Genomic DNA, 23,320 nt, shown 5'->3' with positions numbered 1-23,320 from the left:
AAGGAAGGGCACCTTCTTATCGCTTTCCGATGAAGAAGGTGCCCTTCCTAACCTCGCGGAGCGGGTCAGACGGCGGACGCGGCGGCGCGGCCGGCCTGGCGGCCGGAGAAGATGCAGCCGCCGAGGAAGGTGCCCTCCAGCGAGCGGTACCCGTGCACGCCGCCACCGCCGAAGCCGGACACCTCGCCCGCCGCGTACACGCCGGGCAGCGGGCTGCCGTCGGCGCGCAGCACCCGGCCGCCCAGGTCGGTCTCCAGCCCGCCCAGCGTCTTGCGGGTGAGGATGTTGAGCCGGACCGCGATCAGCGGCCCCGCCTTCGGGTCCAGCAGCCGGTGCGGCGTGGCCACCCGCACGATCTTGTCGCCGCGGTAGTTGCGCGCCCCGCGGATCGCCGTGATCTGCAGGTCCTTGGTGAACGCGTTGTCGATCTCCCGGTCCCGCGCCTCGACCTGGCGGCGTACGTCGGCGAGGTCGAGCAGCCCTTCGCCGGTCAGCTTGTTCATGCCCGCGACCAGCTCGTCCAGCGAGTCCGCGACGACGAAGTCCTCGCCGTGCCGCTTGAACGCCTCGACCGGGCCGGGCGCGCCGGGCAGCGCCCGCTTCAGCACCTGGCGCACCGACTTGCCGGTCAGGTCCGGGTTCTGCTCGGAGCCCGACAGCGCGAACTCCTTCTCGATGATCTTCTGGGTCAGGACGAACCAGGTGTACTCGTGCCCGGTGTGCATGATGTGCTCGAGCGTGCCCAGCGTGTCGAAGCCCGGGAACAGCGGCACGGGCAGCCGCTTGCCGGTCGCGTCCAGCCACAGCGAGGACGGGCCGGGCAGGATCCGGATGCCGTGCCGGTCCCAGATCGGCGCCCAGTTGGCGATGCCCTCGGTGTAGTGCCACATCCGGTCACGGTTGATCAGGTTGCCGCCCGCGTCCTCGGTGATGCCGAGCATGCGCCCGTCCACGTGCGCGGGCACGCCGGACAGCAGCCGCTGCGGCGCCGTGCCCAGCCGCTCCGGCCAGTTGCGCCGCACCAGGTCGTGGTTGCCGCCGATGCCGCCGGAGGTGACGACCACGGCCTGGGCGCGCAGCTCGAACTCGCCCGTCTCGGTCCGCGAGCTGGCCTCGCCGCGTGCGGCGTCGCTCGGCTCCAGCACCGCGCCGCGTACCCCGTCGACGACGCCGCCGGTCTGGGTCAGCCCGTCGACCCGGTGCCGGAACGCCAGCGTGACCAGGCCCTTCGCCTGCGCGGCACGGACCCGGCGGAGGAAGGGCGCCAGCACGCCCGGCCCGGTGCCCCAGGTGATGTGGAAGCGCGGCACCGAGTTGCCGTGCCCGTCGGCGAGGTAACCGCCGCGCTCGGCCCAGCCCACCACCGGGAAGAACCGCACCCCCTGCGCGTGCAGCCAGGACCGCTTCTCACCGGCCGCGAAGTCGACGTACGCCTCGGCCCAGCGCCGGGGCCAGGCGTCGCACTCGCGGTCGAACCCGGCGCTGCCCAGCCAGTCCTGCAGCGCCAGCTCGCGCGAGTCCTTGATGCCCATGCGCCGCTGCTCCGGCGAGTCGACCAGGAACAGGCCGCCGAAGGACCAGAAGGCCTGCCCGCCGAGCGAGGCCTCCGGCTCCTGGTCCACCAGGATCACGCGCTTGCCGGCGTCGGCCAGCTCCGCGGTGGCGACAAGCCCCGCCAGCCCTGCTCCGACCACGATGACGTCTGCGTCCACGGTGCCCTCTCCATAGCCGGGGATGTGACCGGCAGCATATCCAACGCGAAACTTCTTCAGTTAGTGGTCGCCCGGCTTCCCGGCCGATGGTGCAGGATGACCTCCAACCTGCGGCCGTCCCGCTGCGTAGTGGGGGTCGGAGGTCAGAACATGAACAGATTCGACGGGTTCCACGAGTTCGTCGCGGCCCGCGGGGGAGCCCTGTCGCGGACCGCTTTCCTGCTCACCGGCGAGCACCACGCCGCCGAGGACCTGGTGCAGTCCGCGCTGGCCAAGGCGGCGGCGCGGTGGCGGCAGATCATGGAGTACGGGCAGCCGGAGGCGTACGTCCGGCGCACCATGATCAACGAGCACATCTCGTGGTGGCGGCGGCGTCCGGCCCGGCCCATGGCGGAGCTGCCCGACCGGCCCGGCGCCGACGAGCCGCACCAGGTGGTGGACCGGGTCGTGCTCGGGCAGGCGCTCGCCACGCTCACCCCGCGGCAGCGCGCAGTGGTCGTGCTGCGCTACTACGAGGACCTGTCCGAGGCCGACACCGCCGCCGCGATGGGCTGTTCGGTCGGCACCGTGAAGAGCCAGACCCACCTTGCCATCGGCAAGCTGCGGTCCGCGCTGCCCATGTTCGCCGAACAGGCACGGGTGTACGCCGACGCGGAAGCCGCCGTGACGCGTGCCCGGCACACCCGGGCGCGCCGGGCCGCGGCCGGCGCGGCGCTGTCGGTGCTCCTGCTCGGGCTGGCCGCGGTGCTCTTCGGCCTACGCGGTGGCGGAGACACCGTGCCGCCCCCGCTGACCCCGACGCCGTCGCCCAGCCGGTCATGGGCACCGATCCCGCCGGCCCCCACACGGCTGACCGCGCCCGCCGCCACCCCCGCGGACCTGCCGCGCGACCGCGGCGTCGGCCCCGCCTCGCTGCTGCGGTATGGGATCACCGCCGCGCGGGTGGAACTCGACGTGCTCGCCGGAGCCGAGTGGTATCGGTTGACCACGCCGAACGGGCTGTACTTCCCACCGGCCGAGGTCTCCCCGGACGGCCGATGGCTGCTCTGGTACGTCAGCGAGGGGGCGCTGCTGCGCGATCTGACGGGCACCTCCGAGCGCCTGCTGCCCGGCGTGCAGGAGATGCGCTGGTCTCCGTCGGGCGACTGGATGTTCCTCTGGCGTCCGCCGTCCGGCTACACGGTCGAGTCGACGGAGCCGGGCACGGTCCTGACCGTGCCACAGCACCCCGGCGGGTGGGGCGTCGCGGGTGTGCTCGACACCGGAGAACTGGTGCGCGTGGCCGGGCCGGGCACCGGCGACCGCAGGCTGGGGGAGGTCGGTGCGGAGCAGTTGGAGGTGCCTGTGCTTGGCCGGGGCAGCGGCGGTGGCAACGTGATCAGGGCCGGTGACGGGGGCACCGTCACGGTGGAGCTGCTTGATCCACGGACGGGCACCGTCCGGCGGCTGGCGGTCGGGATCAGCGGATGGCTGAGGCCGGGGGAGCAGGTGGGCCGGACCTCGGCGGTGTTCGCGCCGATGCACGTCACCGTCGACGGCACGGTGGCAGTCGAGGTGTCACAGGAGGACCTCGGCTGGCGGATCGGTGCCTACCTGGAGTTCTCGCCCGTGGACGGCACGGTGTCGGCCCGTTTAGAGCCGGCCGAGCGGGTCGGCCGGGCGAGCGAGTTCCGGCCCCTCTGCTTCCGCGGCGCGGAGCTGCTCTGGCGGGACGGCGCGGCGGTCAAGGTGCGGTCGCGGCCCGGTGCCACCGTCGCGGCCGTCGACCTGCACGGCGCCCGGTACCGTCTGCCGGGCTGCTGGGAGTCCCTCTGAAGAGGACACCGCCGAGCCAACCCTTTGCCTTCCTGCCGCGTAGTGGGGTCGGAGGTAGGACATGAACAGATTCGACGGGTTCCACGAGTTCGTCGTGGCCCGCGGGGGAGCCCTGTCGCGGACCGCGTTCCTGCTCACGGGGGAGCATCACGCGGCCGAGGACCTGCTGCAGTCCGCGCTGGCGAAGGCGGCCGCGCGGTGGCGGCAGATCATGGAGTACGGGCAGCCGGAGGCGTACATCCGCCGCATCATGATCAACGAGCACATCTCGTGGTGGCGCAGGCGCCCGGCCCGGCCGATGGCGCAGGTCCCCGAGTGGCCCGGCCCGGACGAGCCGCGCCAGGTGGTGGACCGGGTCGTGCTGGGCCGGGCCCTGGATACGCTCGCGCCCCGCCAGCGGGCGGTGGTCGTGCTGCGCTACTACGAGGACCTGACGGAGGCGGAGACGGCCGCCGCCATGGGCTGCTCCATCGGCACAGTAATGGGTCCATAGCTGCTAAGGTCGATGGCGTTGGTAGCCAATGTGGACGTATGGGCAGGTGATGGCAATGGCAGGGCCGCGATCACGCAGTGGTGGGTCGGTTCCGGGGCCGGGTCGGCGGGTGTGGGACTCGAAGGCCGACCTTCTGGCCGGCGGGGATCTCGTGTCGGCGTTGACGTACGAGCGTGCGAGCCAGGACAAGAAGAAGCAGGGCAAGTCGGTCACCGATCAGCGCAAGCTCAACCACGGCGAGGTGGCACGGCATTCGTGGCAGTTGGGTGAGTCGTTCTGGGACAACGACCGGTCGGCGTCGCGGCACGCGAAGAAGGACCGGCCGGGGTTCGAGGACTTGATGGACCGCATCCGGTCGGGCACCGATGACGTGCTGGTGGTGTGGGAGATCTCGCGTAAGGAGCGTGATCTTGCGGTGTACGTGAAGATTCGTGACTTGTGTAGCGAGGTTGGGCTGAATTTCTGGCTGGTCGGCGGGCAGTTGTACGACCTGCGTGACCGCAACGACCGGATGATGCTGGGCTTCCAGGCGGTGCAGGCGGAGTTCCAGTCCGATTACATCCGCGACAACGTGCAGCGCGGGGTGAACGGTGCGGCGCAGGCCGGTCGCCCGCACGGGAAGCTCGCCTACGGGTTCGAGCGCATCTACCACTCCAAGACCAAGGTGCTGCTGGAGCAGCGCGCCGATGAGGAGGTGCACGTCGCGACCTCGGCCACCGGAGTGAAGACGGAGTACACCAAGGCGGGGGTGGTGCGGGAGATCTTCGAGAAGGTAGCCAAGGGGGTGCCCTTGATCCGGATCGAGGAGAGCCTGAACGAACGGGGTATCCCGGCGTCGCAGGGCGGGGTGTGGCGGCGCGGCATCGTCCGCAAGATCGCGTTGAACATCGCCTACATCGGCAAGCGGTCACACTTCGACGAGGTCACCGAGGGCATATGGGAGGGTCTGGTCAGCGAGGAGTCGTACTGGTCGGTGCGCAACATGCTGGAGGACCCCAAGCGCACGACGTGGAAGCCCGCACGGGCGCACTATCTGCTGTCGTACCTGGTCAAGTGCGGCAAGTGTGGGGGGCCGTTGTCGGTGGGCAACGTGAACCGGCACGGCTGGACCGGGCAGGTGTACTCGTGCCTGCACAAGCGGTGCGCGGCGGTGAAGATGCAGTACCTCGACGAATACGTGGAACGGATCGTGGTCGGCTGGCTGTCGCGGCCTGCGACGTACGAGAATTTGCACCGGGTGTTCGATGACCAGGGCGTGGTGCGGGCGCGTGCGGAGGCGCAGCGTTTGCGGGCGGAGTTGGAGGAGTGGCGGGCGGCGGCCGAGATCGGTGACGTGACGGCGACGTCGTTCCGGCGCGTGGAGCCGGGGTTGATCCAGCGGATCAAGGGCGCGGAGGCCAAGGCGCGTGAGGCGGGGGTGCCGCCGGTGCTGCGCGGGATGATCGGCCCGCACGCCGAGGCCGAGTGGGCCGCGCTCGGTGACGACGTGGCCCGCAAGCGCGAAATCATCAAGGAGATCTTCGAGTTGAAGTTGATGCCCGCGGGTAAGGGCACGCGCAAGTTCAGCGGGAGTCGGGTGGCCAAGCGCTGGCTGCTACTGGATGACGACGCTGCGGTGCCCGCTGAGCGCCCGGCCTCGGTCGTCACGGGCGGGTGAGGTGGGACGCGACGAGGGCGCGGCCGCCGGCGGCTACGCCCTCGTCGCGTCCTGGTCAGGCTGCGCCCGTGGCGGGCGCGTCTGTGTCGTGGGGTCGGTGTGGCGCGCAGGGCGCGGATGAGTGCGGTCGCGATGTTGGTTGGCAGCGAGTGGCCTCCCTCGCGCAGGTGCCGGGCCATGGAGGTCCGGTTGAGCGGCGGGCCGCCGTCGGTGAGGGCTTCGGCGGCGTGACGCGCGCCTTGGAGGAGTGCTTGGACCGCTTGGTCCGGGACGTCCCGGACCGGTCCCCGTCGTCCGGGTCTGGTCCGGTGAGGTCGAGGTCCGGTCAGGGTGCACCGGGGTTCGGCTCGTGCGGGCCGGGGCGGTCAGCCGGGATACTCGGTGGGGTTGTACTGGACGCCATAGGCAACCGGCCGGCCGTAGGACGCTCGACGGGGCGCGGCTACAGGGCACCATATTGCGCTGATGCGGGGGCTTGCCGTGGACGCAACCTGCACCTCATCGGGGGTCTTTCGAACCCGGACCCAGAGGCCGTGCCGCTTCTACGCAGGTAGGTAACGGCCACAGCGGCTCATGCAGACCTGCCTCATACCCGACTCCCGACCATCACACCGACGTACAGCAGAACTTCGAACAGCAAGTCAGCGATCATGGGCACAACCCCTTTCAGCGTCGCAACGACCACCAGCAGCAGGGCCAGGGCGAGGTAGAGACCAACTTTGTTGACCTTTACTCGTCGGACGTGACGGTCGGAAGGACCACTCTCCCCTCGCGAGAAGCTCGGGAATCGGGTACGAGGCAGGTTCGAATCTACAACGTAGCTGATCAGAGCAAAGCCCAACTCAGTTACGAGCTATCTTGCCCCGATGCACAAAAGTCGATCGTCGCTCAAGCTCATCGCCCATTGCGTAACGTTTCTACATACTTTTGAGCTGAGGCAAAGGATGCATAATCCTTTGTTCGGTCGATCAGTTCGAACTCCATGTCACCCTTGGTATATCTGTCGGTGAAGTAAGTCCCCATAAAATTGTCCGGTTGCTTACCAACGATGTCCAGGACACATGAGCCGATGTGGCGTACGCTGCGGTGCTGGTGGATGTGGCGAGGCTCATTCTCATAGACAAAAACTAGTCTTTCAGTGTCCGCTCCATTTGGGTGCTCCCAAAAGAAGCTGCGACTCAGGCTCACGCTCTCCACGGTGCACAAACGGACATGGATAGACCAGTAGGACTGACTAACTGTCATAAAGGCCAGGATTGGACCACGATTGCCGCCCGGAGGGATGTGACTCTCGGAGGTCGGGGTGATGGTCAACTGCCACAGACCATCAATGCGCGGGCGATGTACTAGCTTGTTAAGGGGCGCGATTCTCCAGAGCCAGCCGTCCCAAAGAGTTAAGGCAACTGTGCCGGCGGCGGGGAGTAGCGCGATCAGGTGCTTTGACAAGCCCGTAAACTGGAATCCGGCTAAGTACAGAAGTGCCGTGTACACCACTCCGACACCGAGTATGGCGTATCGGACGGCGGCCGTGGGCCTATTCATGACACTTACTCACCATATCCCAGATGGTCGAACGTTGCGAGGACAAGAGTCTTGGCGTCATTCACGGTCCACTTCTGGTGTCCCTTAAAGAGCCACTTCAAGTCATTGGGCTCGACCATGGTCTCCTGCGCAGAACCATCATTCAACTTTGACCAGAGATGGCTCAAGGTCAATTCAAATCCTCGGCTGAGGTCGCCACTGGTCAAGTAATCTTTAGGAACGTTGTAGATGAGGCATTCCATGAAATACGAAGGCAGGTCCTTGATTTTGCCGAGGGACACCAGGGTGTTCTCGGCGTTCTTCAGCGCCCGAACGTAGTACTTGTACCGCCCGCCAGTGCTGGTATTAAGGCTTCGTCCGTTGGTGAGCTGCTGGGTAGGCCAATTAACGATCTTGTCGCCGCCGTCACTGGGAAATACACAGCTTCCGATGTGTGTGGTGCGACGGTTGGGGTCATCATACCGGCGGTAGTCGAAGCTGGGAACGACATCTGCGCTCGGTCGGCTTCCGGCCACGGCCTTGACGTTGATTGCGATACGGCCCGTGGCATCGACTCCGTCGGATCCGAAGTAACCAACCAGCGCGTTCCGCACTGCGTATCTCCACGTCGATGGCGTCCATGACCCGGAGTACGGAGAACTAGATTCGCTCGCTGGTTTCTGGCCTTGAAGATAGTCGAAATAGATGCAGTCCTGCAGCTCAACGACTACGTCGACGTCACTATCTCTGCGCACGTTCGTATTGTTCGGATAGCTACCTTTGGTGTAGATCAGCACGTTGCTGCTTGCAAAAGCGTCGCTGGCCTTGATCGCCTGTCTGACCATGCGCTCGGCCCGCTCCTGCTGATCCTGTTCATGGTCACTCGAGGGCTTGATCCATCGCGACAGCGTCTCCCGTCGCTCGGTCGCGGTCATTCCCATCTTTCATCTCCCCGCTCATGGTCCGTTGTCGACTGGGTCACCGGCGTCGTCGCGAGTATGGCGCGGCGAGCCGTAGTGGCCGTATTGTTTGCGCGGAAGGCCCCGTGTAGACCGAGGTGACGGAAACATCTCGGTATACACGGGGCCCTACTGTCTGCTTACCTCGGTCAGATGTCGGCGCAGTTCTTGCAGAGCGGCTTGCCGCCCGTGCCCTCGCGCTTGTTCTCGCGCTCGATGTTGTTGCCCTCGGTGCAGAGCGTCTCGTTGTGGTGCACCGACTGCTTGATCGAGTGCCACGCTGAGGTCTTCACGACCCTTGCCTCTCTTCTCCCGCTCTGAGGCGGGTTGTCAATGAACTCCCGGCTTGTTGCCGGTGTGCCCCGTGAGGCACTCGGGCAAGTGTAGGTGAGGTTGCCTCGGCACCGCAAATCAGTTGCGCAGATCTTGGCAGATTATGAGGCTGGCTTGCGCCACCAGGACACATAAAGATCCACAACTACCCGTTGAAGTCGAGTTTCCGCAGATGATATTGTACGCGCGTGACGCACCTTACAGTCTCAAGCGGGTAACGAAATGGAACATGCGTACGATACGCCCGAGGTGTCGCCCGCCGGAGCCGGCAACGTCGAGGCGGCCGGTCCAGGGTGGTCCGCCCGCGTTACCCGTACGGTTGCGTCGCAGATCAAGCACTGGCGTGAGCGCCGAGGACTCAGTGCTAAGCAGCTGTCGGACAGAACTGGCGATCTTGGCTTCAGGGTTCCTCGCACGGTCATCGCGAACCTTGAAACCGGGCGTCGTGATGCGGTCGGCGTGGCAGAAGTTCTGATCCTGGCAGCGGCGCTCGACGTCCCCCCGACGATGCTCCTCACTGCCGTCGGCCGCGAAGAGGCGGTGGAGATACTCCCGGATGTTGAGGTGCCGCCGTGGTTGGGTCGTGGCTGGATCCTTGGAGCCCGTCACCCTGACTACAAGTCCTTCTCTCGCGCCAACTGGCAGGATGCGCGCCGAGCGATCGCGCTATACGACATTCACAGGCTCTTGGTGCTTGAACATCAGCAGATCCAGACACGGATCAAGCGACTCACCGAGCATGATGGGCTAAGTAGTGATCAGTCGACCTTGTTTGGGGATGGACCTCAAGGTCGGACGTCCCTCCTGAACCACGCAGCCCAAGAGTTCGCCTACAGTCTCGACCGAATCCGTCAGCATCGCAGGCTCATTCAGGCCGAAGGCTTCCTGCTCCCGACACTCCCCCCGGGGCTGGCAGTGAGTGTGCGTGGGTCCGAGTCGACCGGACGCCATCATGCGGAGGACCCAGCTTCCGATGGTGACAGCGCCACGGCAGGCGACGACCTAGATCGGCTCCTTGCTCCTATCCTCTACGACCGGCTGAACTCGCAGATGAATCCTCCATCTGGCGGCTCGTCAGACTGATGTGCGTTCTTACTTGTAGGTGGCTGCCTCATGCTGGCGGCGGGTATAGGCGGTGCAATGTTGCAGGCGTGTGGCCAAAATGTGTCGAGGACCGGCTCGACTCCTGCATTGATGATCTCGATTGGGGCTGCGCTAATCATTGCAGGTCTGATCTGGCTCGCCGCTAGGTAATAAGATTCTGAGGAGATTCCCGGGCGGAACAACAAAGGGCGTGGCCGCGGCGCGGCCACGCCCTTTGTGCGCGTCAGGTGTTGTGGTGGGGTTTGTCGGTGCCGAGCAGCCGTGCGATCTTGGCGCGTTTGACCTCGCTCATGGGTGGTGCGGTGTCGACGAAGGCTTGGATGTCGGCTTCGATGTCGGGGTCGGTCAGGTAGCGGACGAGTGGGCCGGTCGGCGGCGTTGCTGGCTCGGCTTCGTCGGTGTCGTGGTCGGGTCGTCGTTGCCGGGGTACCCGGCGCGGTCGCGGGGTGGTCATGTTTCGCCTGGTGGTGTGTGCGGCGTCGGGCGGGGCCGAGCGGCGGCGGTGGTGGTGGTTGCGTTCATCGGTGGCTCCTCGTCTGCGCCCTTGGGCGCGGCGGTGTCGTGGGCGCGGAGGGCGCGCACGAGTGCGGTTGCGGTCTGGTTGGACAGGTGGTGGCCGTCGCGGCGTAGCTGCCGGGCCAGGGTGGTGCGGGTCAAACTGGCCCCCGCTGTGGTGAGCCAGTCGGCGGCTTGGCGCGCGGCGGGCAGCAGTGCCCGCACGGCGGGGTCCGGGACCGTCGCGGACTGGTCCGCCGTGTCCGGGACTGGTCCGGGCTCGGGCCGTGTGGGTCCGGGCTCGGGCTGGTCGGGTGCGGGCTGGGGCTGGTCGGGTCCGGGCGGCCGGTCAGCAGCCTCGGCTGGGCGGGTTGAGGTGGCGGGGTCGGCTCTGCCCATGGCCATCTTGACCATGGCCAGGAAGCCGAGCGCGGGTAGCGCTGCGGCGATCCAGCCGATGACGGAGTCTTCGGCCTCGACGACCTGGGCTGCCAGGGACAGCGCCACCGCGCAGGTGAGGGTCGCGGCGGGGAACAGCACGGGCTTTGCGTGGCGCTTGCGGCGGCGCATCTCCAAGCCGGCGGCGATGCTCGCGGCCTCCAAGGTGACCGCGTCGGCCCAGGCGAGCCACCCTGTCTGGCCGTGGGAGGCCGCGACGTCGTGGACGTGGCGGAAGGAGGCCGCCCCGGCGGCGGCTCCGATGGCGAGCATGATGACCGTCTGCACGATCCCTTCGATGCGCTCGCCGCGCGGTCGGCCGCTCAGCCGTTGAGTCGGGTGCAGCGGTGTCGGGTCAGTCATGTGCCTCCTTGCGGGGTCTGCTCGTGGGCGGTCGGGTGGTCGGTCGGGTCAGGTGCATGTGTGTGCCTTCCGTGATGGGTGGCGCTCGGCCCGCAGTGGCGCGGGCCGGGCGTACTGGTGCGACATCTGGTAATCCGGTTTGTCAGCGAGATCGAACGCGACGATCCGCTGACAAACGATCTTGAAAACCTGACAGGTGCTGACAGTGCAGGTCACAGCCTTGATCACGCTTGATCACGCCTGTGTGAGCTGCATCTCAGCGGCCAGGTTTGCGCGCTGACAGCGCCGTCTGTCAGCGCTGTGGCCCGCTGACGGGAGGGTCTGTCAGCGGGGAAGGTGGTCGGCGAGCTCGGCCAGTCGCACCCTCGCAGGGGCGGTGGCGGGCTGCCAGATGGCGGTGGCGGGGTGGCCGGTGCCGTCGTTGGTGGCCACGAGTAGCCGACCGTCGGCGACGGCGGGGTGGGCGGCCAGCCGGGTACGGAACGACTTCTCCGCCCTCGGGCTGGACAGGCGGAACAGGATCGCGTCGCGCCGCCCGCTGGCTTGGGCGAACGCGGCGTAGTCGTCGAGCTTGGCGATGACGCGATGGGTCTTCTCGGTGCCTTGGTCCTGCTCCAGCCAGAACGTGATTCGCCTGCCGTGCTCGGTCCAGTCGCCGTAGCCGTCCGGGCGCACCAGGTCCCCGGTGACGGCGCGGCACGCCGCCTCCGACCACCAGTTGCTCAGTTGCGCGCCGCTGGTGTTGCGGGCGTGGCCGATCAGGTCGACGAACAGATCGTTGGCGGCCAGGAGGTGGCCGAGGCGGGGGCTTGCCGCCAGGCGGTTGATCTTGTTGCGGATGGTGGAGAACTTCGGGGTCGGCTGGTCGTCGCGGGCGGCGAGGTAGACCTCGCCGATCAGGTCGAGGGTCCAGCGCCACTGCTCGCTGCCGGGGCGTACGGCGTCGCGGAAGCGGGCCAGGATGCCTCGTGAGTTGAGCAGCACGAGGCGGTTGCGGGCGGTGTGGATGTTGCCGAAGGCCAGGGTGCAGACCTGCTCGGTGGTGAAGACGCGGTGCTGGCCGAGCAGGTCGATCAGCCACCGGTCGCGGGGCATGAGGCGGCGCATCTCGTCGGCGCTGTTGGCCCCGCCGGGCGGGGCCGTACGCAGGGCGTTGACTTTGTGTGGCTGGTTTCTTGGGATCATCCTTATGAGTCCCTTCTCGCAGGGGCGGCTGTTGGGTGCGGCTGACCTGCGGTGTCAGGTGGTCGGGGGGTAGAGGTTCTGCCGGAGGTTGCCGACCGGGCGAGGCTTGGACTGAGGGTCGGGGTCAACGGACGCTGCCCGGCGGCAGGATCGGCCCGGCACTGCCGAACGTGTCCGGGCTGGACAGCTCCGCTCCATGCGGATGTTGGGTAGTGGGCTGCTGTTGGGCGAGCGGGCCGAGGCGGCGGGCGTCGGCAAGCCGCCGCCGCTCGGCGGCGGGCAGGCCGCGGGCGCGCGCTGCCTGGCGGAGCAGTTCGGCGCGGCCGGGCCAGACCGGCGGGGCCGGTCGGGCGCGCAGCGTGAACGGCTCGGCGTTGCGTCCGGCGATGACCAGGCGGCAGACCATGCCGTAGGCGTCGCGGTGGATGAGGTCTTCGGCGGCGAAGTAGGGCTTGACGTGGTGGGCCAGGTCGGCGGCGTCGGACGGGGCCAGGGCGAAGAACACCTTCGACCGGGCGTTGGCGTCGATCGCCGCGAACACTGACCGGGACAGCTGTCCGAGGTGCTGGTGCGCGAGGAGTAGCGACAGCCGCAGCCCTCGGGCGTCGGCCAGGGCGTCGTCCAGGCCGATGGGCAGGTTCACGAAGTTGTGCGCCTCGTCGATGACCAGCGACGCGTCCCGCCGCCGCGCCTCCGGTAGCGCCGAGCGGCGTCCGGCGGTGTGCAGCAGCGCCGCCAGCAGCAGACTCCCCGCCAACCTGACGGTGTCCTCGCCCATCGACTTGGGCAGCCGCACCAGCAGGATGCCGCCGTCCAGGACGTCGGACAGGGAGAACGTGGAGCGGGGCACGCCGAACAGCCCGGCGGCGAAGCGGCGCGACAGCACCGCCCGCAGCTTGGACAGCAGCGGCCCCGACTGTTGCGCGACCAGGCCGGGGGTCTGCTCGTCCCACCAGGACCAGAACGCGTGCAGGTCCACCGTCCAGCCGTCGTGGCCGCGCCGGTCGGCCCGCGCCAGCGCCGCCCGGCGCAGGCGCGGGTCGGACAGCAGCCGGGGCAGGTCGGCCAGGCTCGCCCCCGGCAGCCGCATCAACGTCAGCAGCGCGTGGCGGGCCAGGTCGTCGGTGCGAGGCCCCCACGTCGCGGCCCAGACCTTTGCCATGACCCCGACGAGCTGATCGGCCGTGTCGTAGGGGTCGTCGGCCAGTTCGAGGAGGTTCAGCGCGGCCGGCGCCTGCGTCTCGTCGGGGTCGATGAGCACCAGCCGCTCCGCTGCCTCGGGCGGTAGGCGGTCGAGCAGGTCGCGGGTCAGGTCTCCTTTCGGGTCGAACACGGCCACGCCGCGCCCGGCGCGTACCTCGCCGAGGGTGTAGTTGAGCAGCAGCGTGGACTTGCCGGTGCCGGTCGGGCCGAGCACGTGCAGGTGGTAGCGGGAGTCGGCCACGTGCAGGCCGACGAGCCTGCCGGAGGCGTCGGCGTCGGTGACCCCCAGCGCCTTCGGTCGTGCGCGGGCGGGGTCGCCTTCGGGTCGAAGACGAAGGCGGGCCGCAGAAGTCTGCGGCCCGCCGGTGCTGTCGTGCGTGGGTTTGTCGGCTGTCATGGGTGGGGTTCTCCGTCGTCGAGGGTGAACGGGTCGGGGTCGTCGTCGATCACGGCGAGCCCTTCGGGTGCGCTCCACCGGCTGTGGGTCCAGCCGGAGGTATGCGCGGTCGGCGGCTCGGCATCAGGCTGGGCCGCGTTCCTGGGTGACAGGCGCGTGCGGGCGGCCACATCGAATCCGTGCCGTGCCGGGTCGGTCGGGAAGTGCAGCAGCAGCGCCAGCTCGTGCGCGGACGCCAGCAGCCACTGCCCCCGCGAGGCGCGGCGATCGGCCACCGCCCGCCCGGCCCGGCGCAGCAGCCGGGGGCGAAGCTTGGCGGCCACGACGAAGCCGTGCGCCATCGAGCGGGCCTCCGCGCGGGCATACGCCCTGCCAGGCCGCACGGACAAGGTGCGGATCGCCACGAGCAGATGCGGTCCGGTGGCCAGCTTCTCGCCCGCCTGGCGCATCTCGGCCCGTTGCAGTGCATCCGGCGGCTGTGGCGTGGACTTCGCCGTGCCGGCCGCCGGGGTGCGGGAGTCGGTCAGCATGTCCAGGGCGAAGGTCACCACCCCGGACACGCCCCGCACTAGGCCGTCGGCGGCGATGGAGGCGACACCGCGGCGGGCCTTGACCGGCCCGCGCGCCGCAGCCCTCAGTGCCTTGATCCGGCGGCCGGATGCGGGACGGACCAGCACTTGCAGCACGTTCGGGCCGCCCTCGCTGCGCAGCGCCTCGAACACCGCCCGCAGAGGGTCACCTTCTCCGGCCGCGTCCGTACCGAGCCGGGTGTCGTCGACCAGCGGCCCGAGATCGGTGTGGGTCGGCACCAGCTCGAACCCGGCAGCGTGCCAGCCCTGGCGGGTCGCAGGCGCGGTGAACTGCCTCGTGAGCGCGCCCGGCCATGCCAGCCGGACCTCCTTGGCGACCGCCGCAGCGGTGACCCACGGCGGAACCCACACCGTCAGCGCCAGACGGCCGCCCTCGGCGTGGACCTCCATGGCCAGCGGCGGCTTGGCCAGACGCGGGCCGCTGCTGGCCCGTGCGGCAAGCGAGGCCAGCAGCTTCCAGGCGGCAGCCGACTGACCGATGCGGGTCTGGCGCGGCGGAACGACTTCCAGCCAGGTGGCCGAGCGCACCGCGGCCAGCCACCAGCGGGCGCGCACCGCCCGGACCACCACGACGGCGGCTACGGCCAGCACGATGGCAGCGGCCAGCAGGGCGCGGTGGGTGTGGGCCCAGTCTCGGGCAGCGGTCAGCAGGCCGGACAGCCACCCGTGCGGATCGGGAGGGTGGTCGGTCCATGACTCGGACTGCGGCGACGGCGACGGGGACGGCTTGGGCTTGGGCTTGGGGACGGCAGCCAGCAGGACTACCGCGATGATCGTCGGGTTCATCGTCATCACTTCCTTCTGGGTGGTAGGGGCAGGCAGCAGGACTCGGTAGGTCATGCGGAACTCCAGGTGAACGGCGCGCAGGCACGCTGTGGTGTGCTGCGACGAGCGGGAAAGCCGCCCCGGCACGACTGCCCAGGCGGCATGAGCGGAAAGCGCTCATAAGTAAAGAGGAATTGATCTTGGGCAGGGCTCACAAGATCAACGAAACTTTCTCGGAAATCCAGATCGGGCCGCCACGAGAGTCGGTGATCTAGTCTTCATGTGGTGGTGACGGCCGGACTGTCCGGATCGTCGAGGCACCAGGCGCAAGGCGGCGCGCGGGGGCGACAACCGGAGTGCATCCGGGACGCGATCCTCGTTCGCTTGTTCGAGCCCCGGCGGATGTCGCAGCACGCCGGAGCAGACACGGTCACCGCCGACCGGCCACCCTTGCCGCCCACCCTGCCTCCGGCGTGTCCACGACAACCCGCACGTGTTGCCGCTGGAAGGACACGCCGTGCCAATCCGTCACGGGCTGCCCGCCCGCCTCGGTCCGGACACGATCCGCGCCGACGACCGCCGGGACGCCGACTCCGGCTCGCTTGATGCTGCGCTCGACGATCACGAGTGGCCCTACTACCCCATGGATCAGATCCGCTGGCTCGTGCGCCGACTCGCTCGGCCCCGCGTGCCGGCCGCCGTCCTCCACGCTGACGCGCCGCTGCCCGACCCGGCCGACGACCCGGCCGAGGACGGGTTGAGCGTGCCCGAGGTGATGGCGGTCGTCGGCGTCAGGTCCGCCCCGCCGGAACTGGTCGACCGGGTGTGGAGCTACGTCATCGCCGCGACCAGAGCCCACCGCGGAGCTTGGAACCTCTACGCCCTGGGCCTTGCCCGCCCGGGACTGCACCGGCAGGCAGACGGGGTCGCGCTGCGGCGTCCGCCCACCGTCAAGCGCGACGTGCAGCACGTGATGGCCGCAGAGATGCTGGTCGAGATCCACCGCACCGAAGCCGACGAACACGGCCGAGCGGTGTACGGCTTCGACATCGCCAAGCCCTACATCTTCGCCCGGCTGCGCGACCACTGCCTCTACACGGTCACCGTCAAGCGGTGGAACCGGCACAACCGCGCCCGCCGCAACCTCGACCTGGCCGGGTTCGAGCTACTTCACGAGATCCTGCCCGACGGCAACGCCCACTCGCGCCTGCACCATCAGCCCGGCCGCGCCGACGCGTACTCCACCCTGGCCCGCCTGGTCACCCAGACCGCCGGGCGGCGCGCCGGACAGCGCCTGTCGCGGCCCGACGCCGCGCTGATCGCCTTGACCCGCCTGATCGGCTACCCCATGACCGACGCCGCCCGCCTGCTCGGCCTGTCCGAACCGGCCGCGCGGATGCGCGCGCACCGGGCGGTCAAGCTCGTCACCGCGCTGCTGGCCCACGAACGCGCCGACGAACTGGCCCAGCGGCGGCATCGGCCACCGCCCAGCTGACCAGCAGGTGCTACCGGTCGCCGGAGCCGGATGCGGCTTCGGCGAACCGGTCCCCGCCGACCGACACCCGCTGCAACTGAAACAGCACGTCGTAGACCATCGTCAACAACTGCGACTGCACCTGCGGGTCAGGGTCCTCATCGACCGCGAGCGCGACCTCGTCCCACTCGTCGCCGCACACCCGGATCGTCACGCCGAACGAGTCGTGCTCGAACAGCAGACTCCAGTCCGGTCCGTGCACCAGCACCACCGCACCCGCGCCGGTGTCGTACACCCGCGTCTCACCCTCAACGACCGCGACCCGCTCAGTGACGGCCTCAGCATCGGCGATGACCCGCTGCGCCACCGGTGACGCCGCGACCGGCACGAACTCGCTGCAAGCGCCGAACAGGTCCCCGCCGTGGCCGTAGCGGGCCACATCCTCACCCGGATATGCCAAGGTGTCGGCCAGCCGCTCGGCGAACCTGCGCCGCGACAGCGCATCGGCGCTCAACCCGGCAGGCGGCGCGCCGACCCGCTGACCGCGCCGCCACACCCGGAACCAGCCCAACCCGGCGATATAGCCATGACCAGCCGGAGCCTGCGCGCCCGCCACATCGGCAGACGCCATGGCGTCACTCAGGCGCGTCACCGCGTCCTCCACCGTCCACGCGGCGGCACGCTCGGCCTCAGACATCACACCCACAGCTTGACACCACCGCACCGCACGGGCGAGCCCAACCGGGCCAGCACCGGCGTCAGGGTGCGGGCTGGGGCTGGGAACGGAGCTTGACGATCGCCTCGGTGCTGCGGCCGGCGTGGATGTCCTCCTGCTGGGCGGGGGTGGCCTCCTTGACCAGCTTGCGGACCGAGGCGAACGACCGCGACGACACCTGCACGTTGTAGCCGCCCGACTCCTTGTACGGCGAGTCCGAGGCGTAGCAGTGCGCGCTGCGGTGCTCCGCGCTGCCGACCGCGTCATCCGGGTCGTGGCCGTGCGTGTGCCAGACGCAGCACCACAGACACCACACCTTCAGCTCCTCGCGGTGGACAAAGCCCGCGACAAGCGGATAGACCGGGTTGTCGTCATCGCCGTCATCGATCGTCACGAGCCGATCCTAGACACCTGCGGCGGGGACGTCCGCCGCCGCGACCCAGCAACCTGCCAGCCGCCGCAACGGGAGTGCGCCGCTTGTCCCCACCTGGCAAGATCAGCAGATGAACGTCGGACACGCGGACCTGATGCACGTCGCCGCGACCTTCCTGCGGACCCACCCCGAGTACGTGGACGACCTGTCCGCGTGGTCGGCATGGGCGCTGCCGCGCGGCTTGGATGCCGCCAGGTCGAGGCACCTGGGGTCCACGAGTTCTGCGCGGCCACCGGTGCGGGCCGCGCGTGGCTGCGGCCGTGGCGGCGTACCTGCCGCGAACGGCTGGGCATCGTCTGAGCCGAACCCGCCGGGGTAGAGCGCGGCGCGTTAGCACACCACCGTCCACTTGATCGTCTCGGCGTCCCGCGCGTCCATTGGCTTCCCGCACGAGCCTGGGAGGCCCCGTGAGCAGCCGTATCGACCAGACCTACCGCGACGCCCGGCAACTTCTCGACCGCCACCGCCCCGGCGGCCACCGATGCGACCAAGCCCGATGCGCGCACGAGACATGGCCGTGCGCGGCGGTGACCACCGCCCGGCGCGTCATCGCCACCTATGCCGACCCACCGGCCCCGCCACCGGCCGCGCCCCACGGCCCCGAACGGGCCGACACCGCCCGCGTGTGGCTGCTGACCACCGCCGCCTACCAGGTGCCCCCGACCGCGCCCCTGGCCGCCGACATGGGCAACGTCATGGAACTGCTGCACCGCATGGGCACCGCCTCCCTCGCCCAACTCGCCGTACGACTCGGCCGCCCCCGCACCGGTCATCGCCCTCATCCTGCGCGCCCTCACCACCTGCGGCTGGGCCACCCACACCGCCACCGCCTGACCATCGACAGTGCCCGCCTGCAGGGGCAGGCGGGCACTTGTCTGGCGTGGGGGCAGGCGATGCCGGTAGCCCCGGCGGGGCGGGCGGTGTACTACTGCTGGAGGCCCTCTCGAAGGCCTCGCCACGCGTTAGGCCCGTATCACCGGAGATCGGCAAACGGTGTCCACCGTGCTGAGGTATTGCCATTCATGACTGACAGCAGCCGGGTACGGAACTCGTCCGCCACGAGATCGCCGCTGGCGAGCAGCGGAACGGCCGCGGTCACCATCTTCAGTTCGCGAGCCTCACGGAAGAGTGGCCAGTCCGGGTCCGACGTGACGTCGTAGCCGTAGCTGGCCGCGAGCGCGTTGTGGGCGCCAGCCCGGCCGAAACGCGCTTCTCCGACAGCGACAGCGACGAGGTCGACCTGCCACGGTCCTTGCGAGGTGGCGTCGAAGTCGCAGAACAGTGCTCTGCCATCGCGGTCGCGTAGAAGGTTGCCGACGTGCGCGTCACCGTGGATCAGGTGCAGGCCAACCCGTCCGCGTACCTCCTCGATCTGGGGTTCGAGGCGGTCGCACCAGGCTCTCAGGAACTGCTCGTCTGTCCGGGTCAAGCCCTCCGCGTCCTTGAGCCGAGATCGCGCATCCGAGATCGGATCCCACAGCGGTAGCTCGAACGGTGGTAGGCCCAGGCCGTGAAAGCTCCGCAGGGCCATACCGAGATCGTCTGGGCCGAGTGCAGGGTCGTGTTGGCTGATGTAGGTCCAGACGGTCGCGAGCAGGCCGTCGATCTCGACGGGCTGATCTCCTACTTGGGCCAGACGAATGGTCGGTGCGTCAATCGCTTCGAACCACCTCGCCAGCCTTACGACCTTCGAAACGCGGGACTGCAGCTGATGTGATCGCGTGATCCGAACGACGACGCCTGCCTCGGGCAGCGCGAACACGGCGTTGTTGGTAAGGCGAAGCAGTGTGGCATCGTCCGACGGAAGCGACAGCCTGGAGGCGACGCCGGCCATCGCCCGGGTCATGACCGCCTCGGAGAACCGGCCCTCTGATGACTTCATGGGCGGGGCGCAAACTGGGCTAGCGCGTTCGCAAAGTCGGCGACGTCGGATCGCCCGCGGCTGTGCCGTATGTCGCGGCGGACGTTGCCGATGCGGTCGAGGATGCGGCGTGAGGTCAGGTGCTGGCCGAACTTGACGACGTTCGTCCCGACGCGAATGGCCTCGTCTGGGTGCCCGGCAAGGAAGTACGCACTGCAGAGGCCGACCCGGTTGAGGACCATGGACCGCTGGTTGGTGGGCTCGAAGTTGGCTATGGCTGTCTTGACCCACTCGACGGCGGTGTCTCCATAACGTTGGTCTTGCCGGGCGAGGTCGCGGTAGACGCGCCCATACTGTGCCAACAGTTCTCCCTGGTCGTAGAAGCGGATCCACGCTGGTTCAAGATCCCAGTCGATCCGGTGGAACTCCTCGCGGGCGGACTCGAGATTGTTCAGGGCCGCCGTGTGGTCCCCAAGCGCAGCCAGGGATGCAGCCTCGGATCCTGCGAGCAGGGCTCGCAGGGCGGGAGTGCCCGATGCAGCCAGCCCTTCCGCCGCACGCCGCAGCAGGTATGCCGCATCGACGTTGTGATGGAGGTGCTGAAGTTGTCGTGCTTGGCAGTAGCGCACGCGCGCGGCGAGCCTGGCGTCGCCGGCACTTGATGCGAGGCTCTCGGCGATGGTGAAGTGCCTCTGGCTCTCTGCGTGATTGCCAGCATCGAACGCAGTCCATCCGGCAAGCTGGCGAATGCCGGCGAGCGCAACCATGAACTTGCTGCGCTGAGCCTCGCCGGCATCCCGGCTCAGGAGCGATGTGGCCGATTCGGCGAGTTCTGCGACGTGCCGGCACAGCAGGCCACCGCCCACCTCACGGTCGACGGAACCGTAGAGTTCCGTGACGGCGGTCAGGCGGGCCGCGTCGGCCGCGCCGATGCGCGTGATGCCGACGGTCGATCGTCCCAGCAGGCCGGAGGTAGCCGCGATCGCGGCGATGCGTCTGAGAATCTCCCGACGTTGAGGGTTCCGCGGTCCGAGCTCGGCGACGTCACGCTGGTCTCGCCGAGCGCGGGGTGTGACCGCGGTACGTGAGGGACGGTCGATGTACAGCCCCAGCTCGGCAGGCGTCATGCCGAAGAACGCGGTCAGTCCGTCCCGGTACTCCTTGGAGGGCCACCGTCTTTCGCCGCGTTCGAACGCCCCGATCATGTTGGCCGTCAGCCCGGCCATCTGGGGCCGGGTCCCTCGTTCACGGCACAGCCTGGCGATCGCGGCGTTGGCACCGTCGGCCACCTCCTGCCGTGACATGGGACGCCCTGATCCCGACGGGGACACGCGGCCCAGCCGAGCAGCCATCAACTGGTTGTTCACGTTGGCGTCGTCCGCCTGCCTGACTCCCATTGCGTGACCTCGACAGGGCCGTTAGCGGGAACGGCCCGCATGGGGTACGTGTCCCGGCGGGCAGTTCAGTCCGAACAGTATTTCGCATGGCAGGGATGCCATCAAGTCAGAACCCGCGTCCAGGCATCCAATGGACATGCACCATGCAGCTTCCCTGAATTCGGAAGCTTTCAACTCTTCAACAAATGCGCGCCACGATTGCCGATCGAATCTCAATACCGGACCGTGTGGATCTTTTGAGTCACGGACGGAGACATGGTGGACGTCCGAGGTGTCATCAACCTCGACGCAGTTCGAGTCGGGAGCACTCCTGCTCGACTTCTTCCATGTCCGGCTGGGCTTATCCTTCATGTACGGCTCTCCGTGCTTGCTGGCCGATTTCGATAAGGAAGTCGAGGCTCTCGCTTGGTGACCACGCCGCGCTTCGGAGCGCGTCATACAGATCAAGGTACGTTGCGACGACTCCTTCTTCGGTCAGGATAAGATCATCGGTTACCGTGTCGACCGCTACGACGACAGGGTCTTCAGGATCCGGATATCGGTACCAGGCGAACGCGGATCGGGGCACGGCTCGAATGGCCGTCGAAGGCGTAAGGGGCAGGATCCTTATCGTCAGCTTCGACCACTCACTCGGCAGCGCAACCATGTGATCAAGCTGGTCTGCGAAAACGCCGACCGGAACGGCAGGCCTGCGGACAGCGACTTCATCGATGATCACTTCGTACGTCGGTCCGCCGCTCCTACGCACTGCTCGTTGCCGTGAAGCCCGTGCTTCGATGGCCCGCGCCGGGTCGTAGTTCGCCGCTCGTGGTCGTTCGAGCTGCGTTCTGGCCTCGGTGTATGCCGGTAGCTGAAGGAGCCCGGGGAGAAAGGTCATCTGGTACTCGTGTATCTCGCAGGCGCCCGCCTCAAGGTTCGCGTAACCGGCCTGACGACGCCCCATCTCATCGGAGTAGCGCGACCACCATCCACGTACCCGTGCTTCTCGAGCAATCACCATGAGCGACTCCCGGGCGCCCGACTCGATGTCGAAGACGTCCAGAAGTCTCGCGAGTTGGTCGAGGTCGGGAGCCACGTGCGCGTTTTCGAGAGCGCTGATGCGCTGGCGCGCGACTCCGCTCTTGGCGGCCAATGCACTGGCGGAGTAGCCAGACCTGCCTCGAAGGTTCCGTAGTTCGATCGCAAGTCGGCGGCGCCGTACCAGCGGGCTGATCACGATGCGACACCTCCCGACCCGTCGTGACTCATTGTGATGACGAGCTTAGCGCCGATTTCGCGTAGTCGAGCCGGCCGCCAACGCCGCCGACACGAGCCTGCGCAGGTGGAGGCGTGTTCAACCGCTAGAACGACCAATAGACCGAGTAATGGATCGGGGTTCCGCCAACCCCGGACTGTCCGTGAATGTGGATGCCAGCACGAAACGCGTCGATGAAGCTCCTGTTCGCCGTTGCTGCCGCTGGGGCGTGGCGGCGGACAGGTCATCAAGCCCGAGCACCTGGTGAAGGGGAATGCCATGTCCGGCCCGATGCACGGTTCCACGATCGCCGCCGCGGCGTACGCGATCCGTGTGCACTGCTCGATCAGCTGGCCCGAAGGATCACGTTGCCTGAACTGTCACCAGCGGTTCCCTTGTCAGGTCCACCGGTTGGCCTACGAGACGCTGGTCGACGACGGCTGGACCGATCTGCAGATCGAGGCACTGGATCAGCGGACGGGGCCCTGGTCATGATGATCGTCGCTTGGAAGCACGACGCGGCCCTGCTGGCGCAAGCGCAGGCGCTGCTGGACAGTCATCGCCCTGGACCTGGCGGGCTGTGCCAGGGCTGCCACGAACTGGGTCACCTGACGTGGTCTCCCTGCCCGCAGGCGGGCTGGGCGCGGGCCGTCGTGGACGCCGAGGCCGAGCGAGGCGCGCAGTGAGACCGCTGTCGGCAAGAGTCCTGACCGTGTGGAGCCCGCCGCGCGAGACGATCTACCACGCGCTCCTGGTGGATCCGTCACGCTGCTGGACGGTGGCGCAGGTTGCCGAGGTTGCGCCAGGCGTGTCGGTTGAAGCTGTCCGCAGCACACTGCACCTGCTGCTCGGCGATGCGGTGATGGAGATCGTGCCTCGTCAACGGCTGCTGACGTTGCGCCTGGCCCCTGACGGCGCTGACGTCCTTGGCAGGACCATTGCCGACTGGGAACCGGGCCACACGATCGGCGACATGTCCGGCGCGAAGGCAGGGCAGCGATGACCACCCAGGTATGGCGCGCAGCGGTAGCAGCAGATGCCCTGGTAGGTGCCGTAGCGGCTCAGGCCGTCATCGACCGGCACCTACGTTCCGATCATGGTGGCCGCTGCGTCGGCTGTGGCGAGTTGGAGCCCTGCTCGCAACGCGAACTCGCCCACGTGGCGCTGCTCGGGCAC

At 68.3% G+C, this 23,320-nt stretch carries 22 protein-coding genes and 1 pseudogene; 8 read left to right on the top strand and 15 right to left on the bottom strand.

What is annotated here, in order from left to right:
* Nucleotides 1-65: 65 nt before the first annotated feature.
* Complete coding sequence (locus CS0771_RS01290) at nucleotides 66-1,712, bottom strand: FAD-binding dehydrogenase (RefSeq protein WP_212839416.1); 1,647 nt, start codon at nucleotides 1,710-1,712, stop codon at nucleotides 66-68.
* Nucleotides 1,713-1,862: 150 nt separating this feature from the next.
* On the opposite strand from CS0771_RS01290, the pseudogene CS0771_RS38470 reads away from it, so the two are divergent.
* The 3 genes and pseudogenes from CS0771_RS38470 to CS0771_RS01275 all read left to right on the top strand — a co-directional run.
* Nucleotides 1,863-2,318: pseudogene (locus tag CS0771_RS38470) on the top strand (SigE family RNA polymerase sigma factor); the annotation flags it as partial.
* A 1,270-nt stretch (nucleotides 2,319-3,588) separates the two neighbouring features.
* Entirely contained in the window at nucleotides 3,589-4,020 is a 432-nt protein-coding gene (locus CS0771_RS01280; protein WP_212839414.1) for a SigE family RNA polymerase sigma factor, read from the top strand.
* A 109-nt stretch (nucleotides 4,021-4,129) separates the two neighbouring features.
* Nucleotides 4,130-5,677 (top strand): recombinase family protein, encoded by a 1,548-nt coding sequence (locus CS0771_RS01275; protein ID WP_244870533.1) that lies wholly within the window; start codon nucleotides 4,130-4,132, stop codon nucleotides 5,675-5,677.
* Nucleotides 5,678-6,571: 894 nt separating this feature from the next.
* Here the strand turns inward: CS0771_RS01275 and CS0771_RS01270 are convergent.
* The 3 genes from CS0771_RS01270 to CS0771_RS01260 all read right to left on the bottom strand — a co-directional run bounded on the left by CS0771_RS01270 (nucleotide 6,572) and on the right by CS0771_RS01260 (nucleotide 8,450).
* Nucleotides 6,572-7,123, bottom strand: coding sequence for a hypothetical protein (locus CS0771_RS01270; protein WP_212839412.1), 552 nt, complete (start codon nucleotides 7,121-7,123; stop codon nucleotides 6,572-6,574).
* Between the two features lie 101 nt (nucleotides 7,124-7,224).
* A complete protein-coding gene (locus CS0771_RS01265) occupies nucleotides 7,225-8,139 on the bottom strand; it encodes a nucleotidyltransferase (RefSeq protein WP_212839411.1) in 915 nt (304 codons plus the stop codon).
* A 167-nt stretch (nucleotides 8,140-8,306) separates the two neighbouring features.
* A complete protein-coding gene (locus CS0771_RS01260) occupies nucleotides 8,307-8,450 on the bottom strand; it encodes a hypothetical protein (RefSeq protein WP_212839410.1) in 144 nt (47 codons plus the stop codon).
* Between the two features lie 262 nt (nucleotides 8,451-8,712).
* Here CS0771_RS01260 and CS0771_RS01255 point away from each other — a divergent pair, with 262 nt between their 5' ends.
* Nucleotides 8,713-9,573 (top strand): helix-turn-helix domain-containing protein, encoded by an 861-nt coding sequence (locus CS0771_RS01255; RefSeq protein ID WP_212839409.1) that lies wholly within the window; start codon nucleotides 8,713-8,715, stop codon nucleotides 9,571-9,573.
* A gap of 244 nt (nucleotides 9,574-9,817) precedes the next feature.
* Here CS0771_RS01255 and CS0771_RS01250 read toward each other — a convergent pair whose 3' ends face one another.
* The 5 genes from CS0771_RS01250 to CS0771_RS01230 form a co-directional block, all read right to left on the bottom strand.
* Nucleotides 9,818-10,048: a hypothetical protein gene (locus CS0771_RS01250; protein WP_212839408.1), complete on the bottom strand. Its 231-nt coding sequence runs from the start codon at nucleotides 10,046-10,048 to the stop codon at nucleotides 9,818-9,820.
* Nucleotides 10,045-10,890, bottom strand: a complete 846-nt coding sequence (locus CS0771_RS01245) for a DUF2637 domain-containing protein (RefSeq protein ID WP_212839407.1) — start codon at nucleotides 10,888-10,890, stop codon at nucleotides 10,045-10,047. The genes CS0771_RS01250 and CS0771_RS01245 overlap by 4 nt, the downstream gene beginning before the upstream one ends.
* A 324-nt stretch (nucleotides 10,891-11,214) precedes the next feature.
* Entirely contained in the window at nucleotides 11,215-12,075 is an 861-nt protein-coding gene (locus tag CS0771_RS01240; RefSeq protein ID WP_212839406.1) for a replication-relaxation family protein, read from the bottom strand.
* 124 nt (nucleotides 12,076-12,199) lie between these two features.
* The gene (locus CS0771_RS01235) at nucleotides 12,200-13,675 is read right to left on the bottom strand and encodes a type IV secretory system conjugative DNA transfer family protein (protein ID WP_212839405.1); all 1,476 of its coding nucleotides are present in this window, start codon (nucleotides 13,673-13,675) and stop codon (nucleotides 12,200-12,202) included.
* The gene (locus CS0771_RS01230) at nucleotides 13,672-15,105 is read right to left on the bottom strand and encodes a hypothetical protein (RefSeq protein ID WP_212839404.1); all 1,434 of its coding nucleotides are present in this window, start codon (nucleotides 15,103-15,105) and stop codon (nucleotides 13,672-13,674) included. The genes CS0771_RS01235 and CS0771_RS01230 overlap by 4 nt, the downstream gene beginning before the upstream one ends.
* Before the next feature lie 442 nt (nucleotides 15,106-15,547).
* Here CS0771_RS01230 and CS0771_RS01225 point away from each other — a divergent pair, with 442 nt between their 5' ends.
* Nucleotides 15,548-16,525 (top strand): hypothetical protein, encoded by a 978-nt coding sequence (locus CS0771_RS01225; protein WP_212839403.1) that lies wholly within the window; start codon nucleotides 15,548-15,550, stop codon nucleotides 16,523-16,525.
* 10 nt (nucleotides 16,526-16,535) lie between these two features.
* On the opposite strand, the gene CS0771_RS01220 is transcribed toward CS0771_RS01225, so the two are convergent.
* The 6 genes from CS0771_RS01220 to CS0771_RS01195 all read right to left on the bottom strand — a co-directional run bounded on the left by CS0771_RS01220 (nucleotide 16,536) and on the right by CS0771_RS01195 (nucleotide 22,126).
* Nucleotides 16,536-17,201 (bottom strand): hypothetical protein, encoded by a 666-nt coding sequence (locus CS0771_RS01220; protein ID WP_212839402.1) that lies wholly within the window; start codon nucleotides 17,199-17,201, stop codon nucleotides 16,536-16,538.
* Between the two features lie 61 nt (nucleotides 17,202-17,262).
* Nucleotides 17,263-17,613 carry a hypothetical protein gene (locus CS0771_RS01215; RefSeq protein ID WP_212839401.1) on the bottom strand — a complete coding sequence of 117 codons (351 nt, stop codon included), beginning with the start codon at nucleotides 17,611-17,613 and terminating at the stop codon, nucleotides 17,263-17,265.
* 1,012 nt (nucleotides 17,614-18,625) lie between these two features.
* Nucleotides 18,626-19,534, bottom strand: a complete 909-nt coding sequence (locus CS0771_RS01210) for a phosphotransferase family protein (RefSeq protein ID WP_212839400.1) — start codon at nucleotides 19,532-19,534, stop codon at nucleotides 18,626-18,628.
* Nucleotides 19,531-20,910: a hypothetical protein gene (locus CS0771_RS01205; protein WP_244870532.1), complete on the bottom strand. Its 1,380-nt coding sequence runs from the start codon at nucleotides 20,908-20,910 to the stop codon at nucleotides 19,531-19,533. The genes CS0771_RS01210 and CS0771_RS01205 overlap by 4 nt, the downstream gene beginning before the upstream one ends.
* A gap of 21 nt (nucleotides 20,911-20,931) precedes the next feature.
* A complete protein-coding gene (locus tag CS0771_RS39565; protein ID WP_212839399.1) occupies nucleotides 20,932-21,261 on the bottom strand; it encodes a DUF397 domain-containing protein in 330 nt (109 codons plus the stop codon).
* Entirely contained in the window at nucleotides 21,251-22,126 is an 876-nt protein-coding gene (locus tag CS0771_RS01195; protein ID WP_212839398.1) for a helix-turn-helix transcriptional regulator, read from the bottom strand. The genes CS0771_RS39565 and CS0771_RS01195 overlap by 11 nt, the downstream gene beginning before the upstream one ends.
* Before the next feature lie 231 nt (nucleotides 22,127-22,357).
* On the opposite strand from CS0771_RS01195, the gene CS0771_RS01190 reads away from it, so the two are divergent.
* The 3 genes from CS0771_RS01190 to CS0771_RS01180 are packed head-to-tail and all read left to right on the top strand — an operon-like array spanning nucleotide 22,358 to nucleotide 23,147.
* Entirely contained in the window at nucleotides 22,358-22,639 is a 282-nt protein-coding gene (locus CS0771_RS01190) for a hypothetical protein (protein WP_212839397.1), read from the top strand.
* Entirely contained in the window at nucleotides 22,636-22,830 is a 195-nt protein-coding gene (locus CS0771_RS01185; protein ID WP_212839396.1) for a hypothetical protein, read from the top strand. Before CS0771_RS01190 ends, CS0771_RS01185 begins: the two co-directional genes overlap by 4 nt.
* Nucleotides 22,827-23,147, top strand: coding sequence for a hypothetical protein (locus CS0771_RS01180; RefSeq protein WP_212839395.1), 321 nt, complete (start codon nucleotides 22,827-22,829; stop codon nucleotides 23,145-23,147). Before CS0771_RS01185 ends, CS0771_RS01180 begins: the two co-directional genes overlap by 4 nt.
* Nucleotides 23,148-23,320 lie beyond the last annotated feature (173 nt).

The sequence above is a fragment of the Catellatospora sp. IY07-71 genome, from assembly GCF_018326265.1.
GTDB lineage: Bacteria > Actinomycetota > Actinomycetes > Mycobacteriales > Micromonosporaceae > Catellatospora.
Note: the sequence above shows the minus strand (reverse complement) of the source record. Positions and strands in the feature narration are given on the sequence as shown.

Excerpts from the sequence above, each read along its gene's own strand:
- CS0771_RS01245 (WP_212839407.1), bottom strand. The coding sequence starts at position 10,890 with ATGACTGACCCGACACCGCTGCACCCGACTCAACGGCTGAGCGGCCGA.
- CS0771_RS01235 (WP_212839405.1), bottom strand. The coding sequence starts at position 13,675 with ATGACAGCCGACAAACCCACGCACGACAGCACCGGCGGGCCGCAGACT.
- CS0771_RS01205 (WP_244870532.1), bottom strand. The coding sequence starts at position 20,910 with ATGGGAGTCAGGCAGGCGGACGACGCCAACGTGAACAACCAGTTGATG.
- CS0771_RS01210 (WP_212839400.1), bottom strand. The coding sequence starts at position 19,534 with ATGAAGTCATCAGAGGGCCGGTTCTCCGAGGCGGTCATGACCCGGGCG.
- CS0771_RS01280 (WP_212839414.1), top strand. The coding sequence starts at position 3,589 with ATGAACAGATTCGACGGGTTCCACGAGTTCGTCGTGGCCCGCGGGGGA.
- CS0771_RS01185 (WP_212839396.1), top strand. The coding sequence starts at position 22,636 with ATGATGATCGTCGCTTGGAAGCACGACGCGGCCCTGCTGGCGCAAGCG.
- CS0771_RS01250 (WP_212839408.1), bottom strand. The coding sequence starts at position 10,048 with ATGACCACCCCGCGACCGCGCCGGGTACCCCGGCAACGACGACCCGAC.
- CS0771_RS39565 (WP_212839399.1), bottom strand. The coding sequence starts at position 21,261 with ATGAAGGATAAGCCCAGCCGGACATGGAAGAAGTCGAGCAGGAGTGCT.
- CS0771_RS01265 (WP_212839411.1), bottom strand. The coding sequence starts at position 8,139 with ATGGGAATGACCGCGACCGAGCGACGGGAGACGCTGTCGCGATGGATC.
- CS0771_RS01255 (WP_212839409.1), top strand. The coding sequence starts at position 8,713 with ATGGAACATGCGTACGATACGCCCGAGGTGTCGCCCGCCGGAGCCGGC.
- CS0771_RS01240 (WP_212839406.1), bottom strand. The coding sequence starts at position 12,075 with ATGATCCCAAGAAACCAGCCACACAAAGTCAACGCCCTGCGTACGGCC.
- CS0771_RS01220 (WP_212839402.1), bottom strand. The coding sequence starts at position 17,201 with ATGTCTGAGGCCGAGCGTGCCGCCGCGTGGACGGTGGAGGACGCGGTG.
- CS0771_RS01230 (WP_212839404.1), bottom strand. The coding sequence starts at position 15,105 with ATGACCTACCGAGTCCTGCTGCCTGCCCCTACCACCCAGAAGGAAGTG.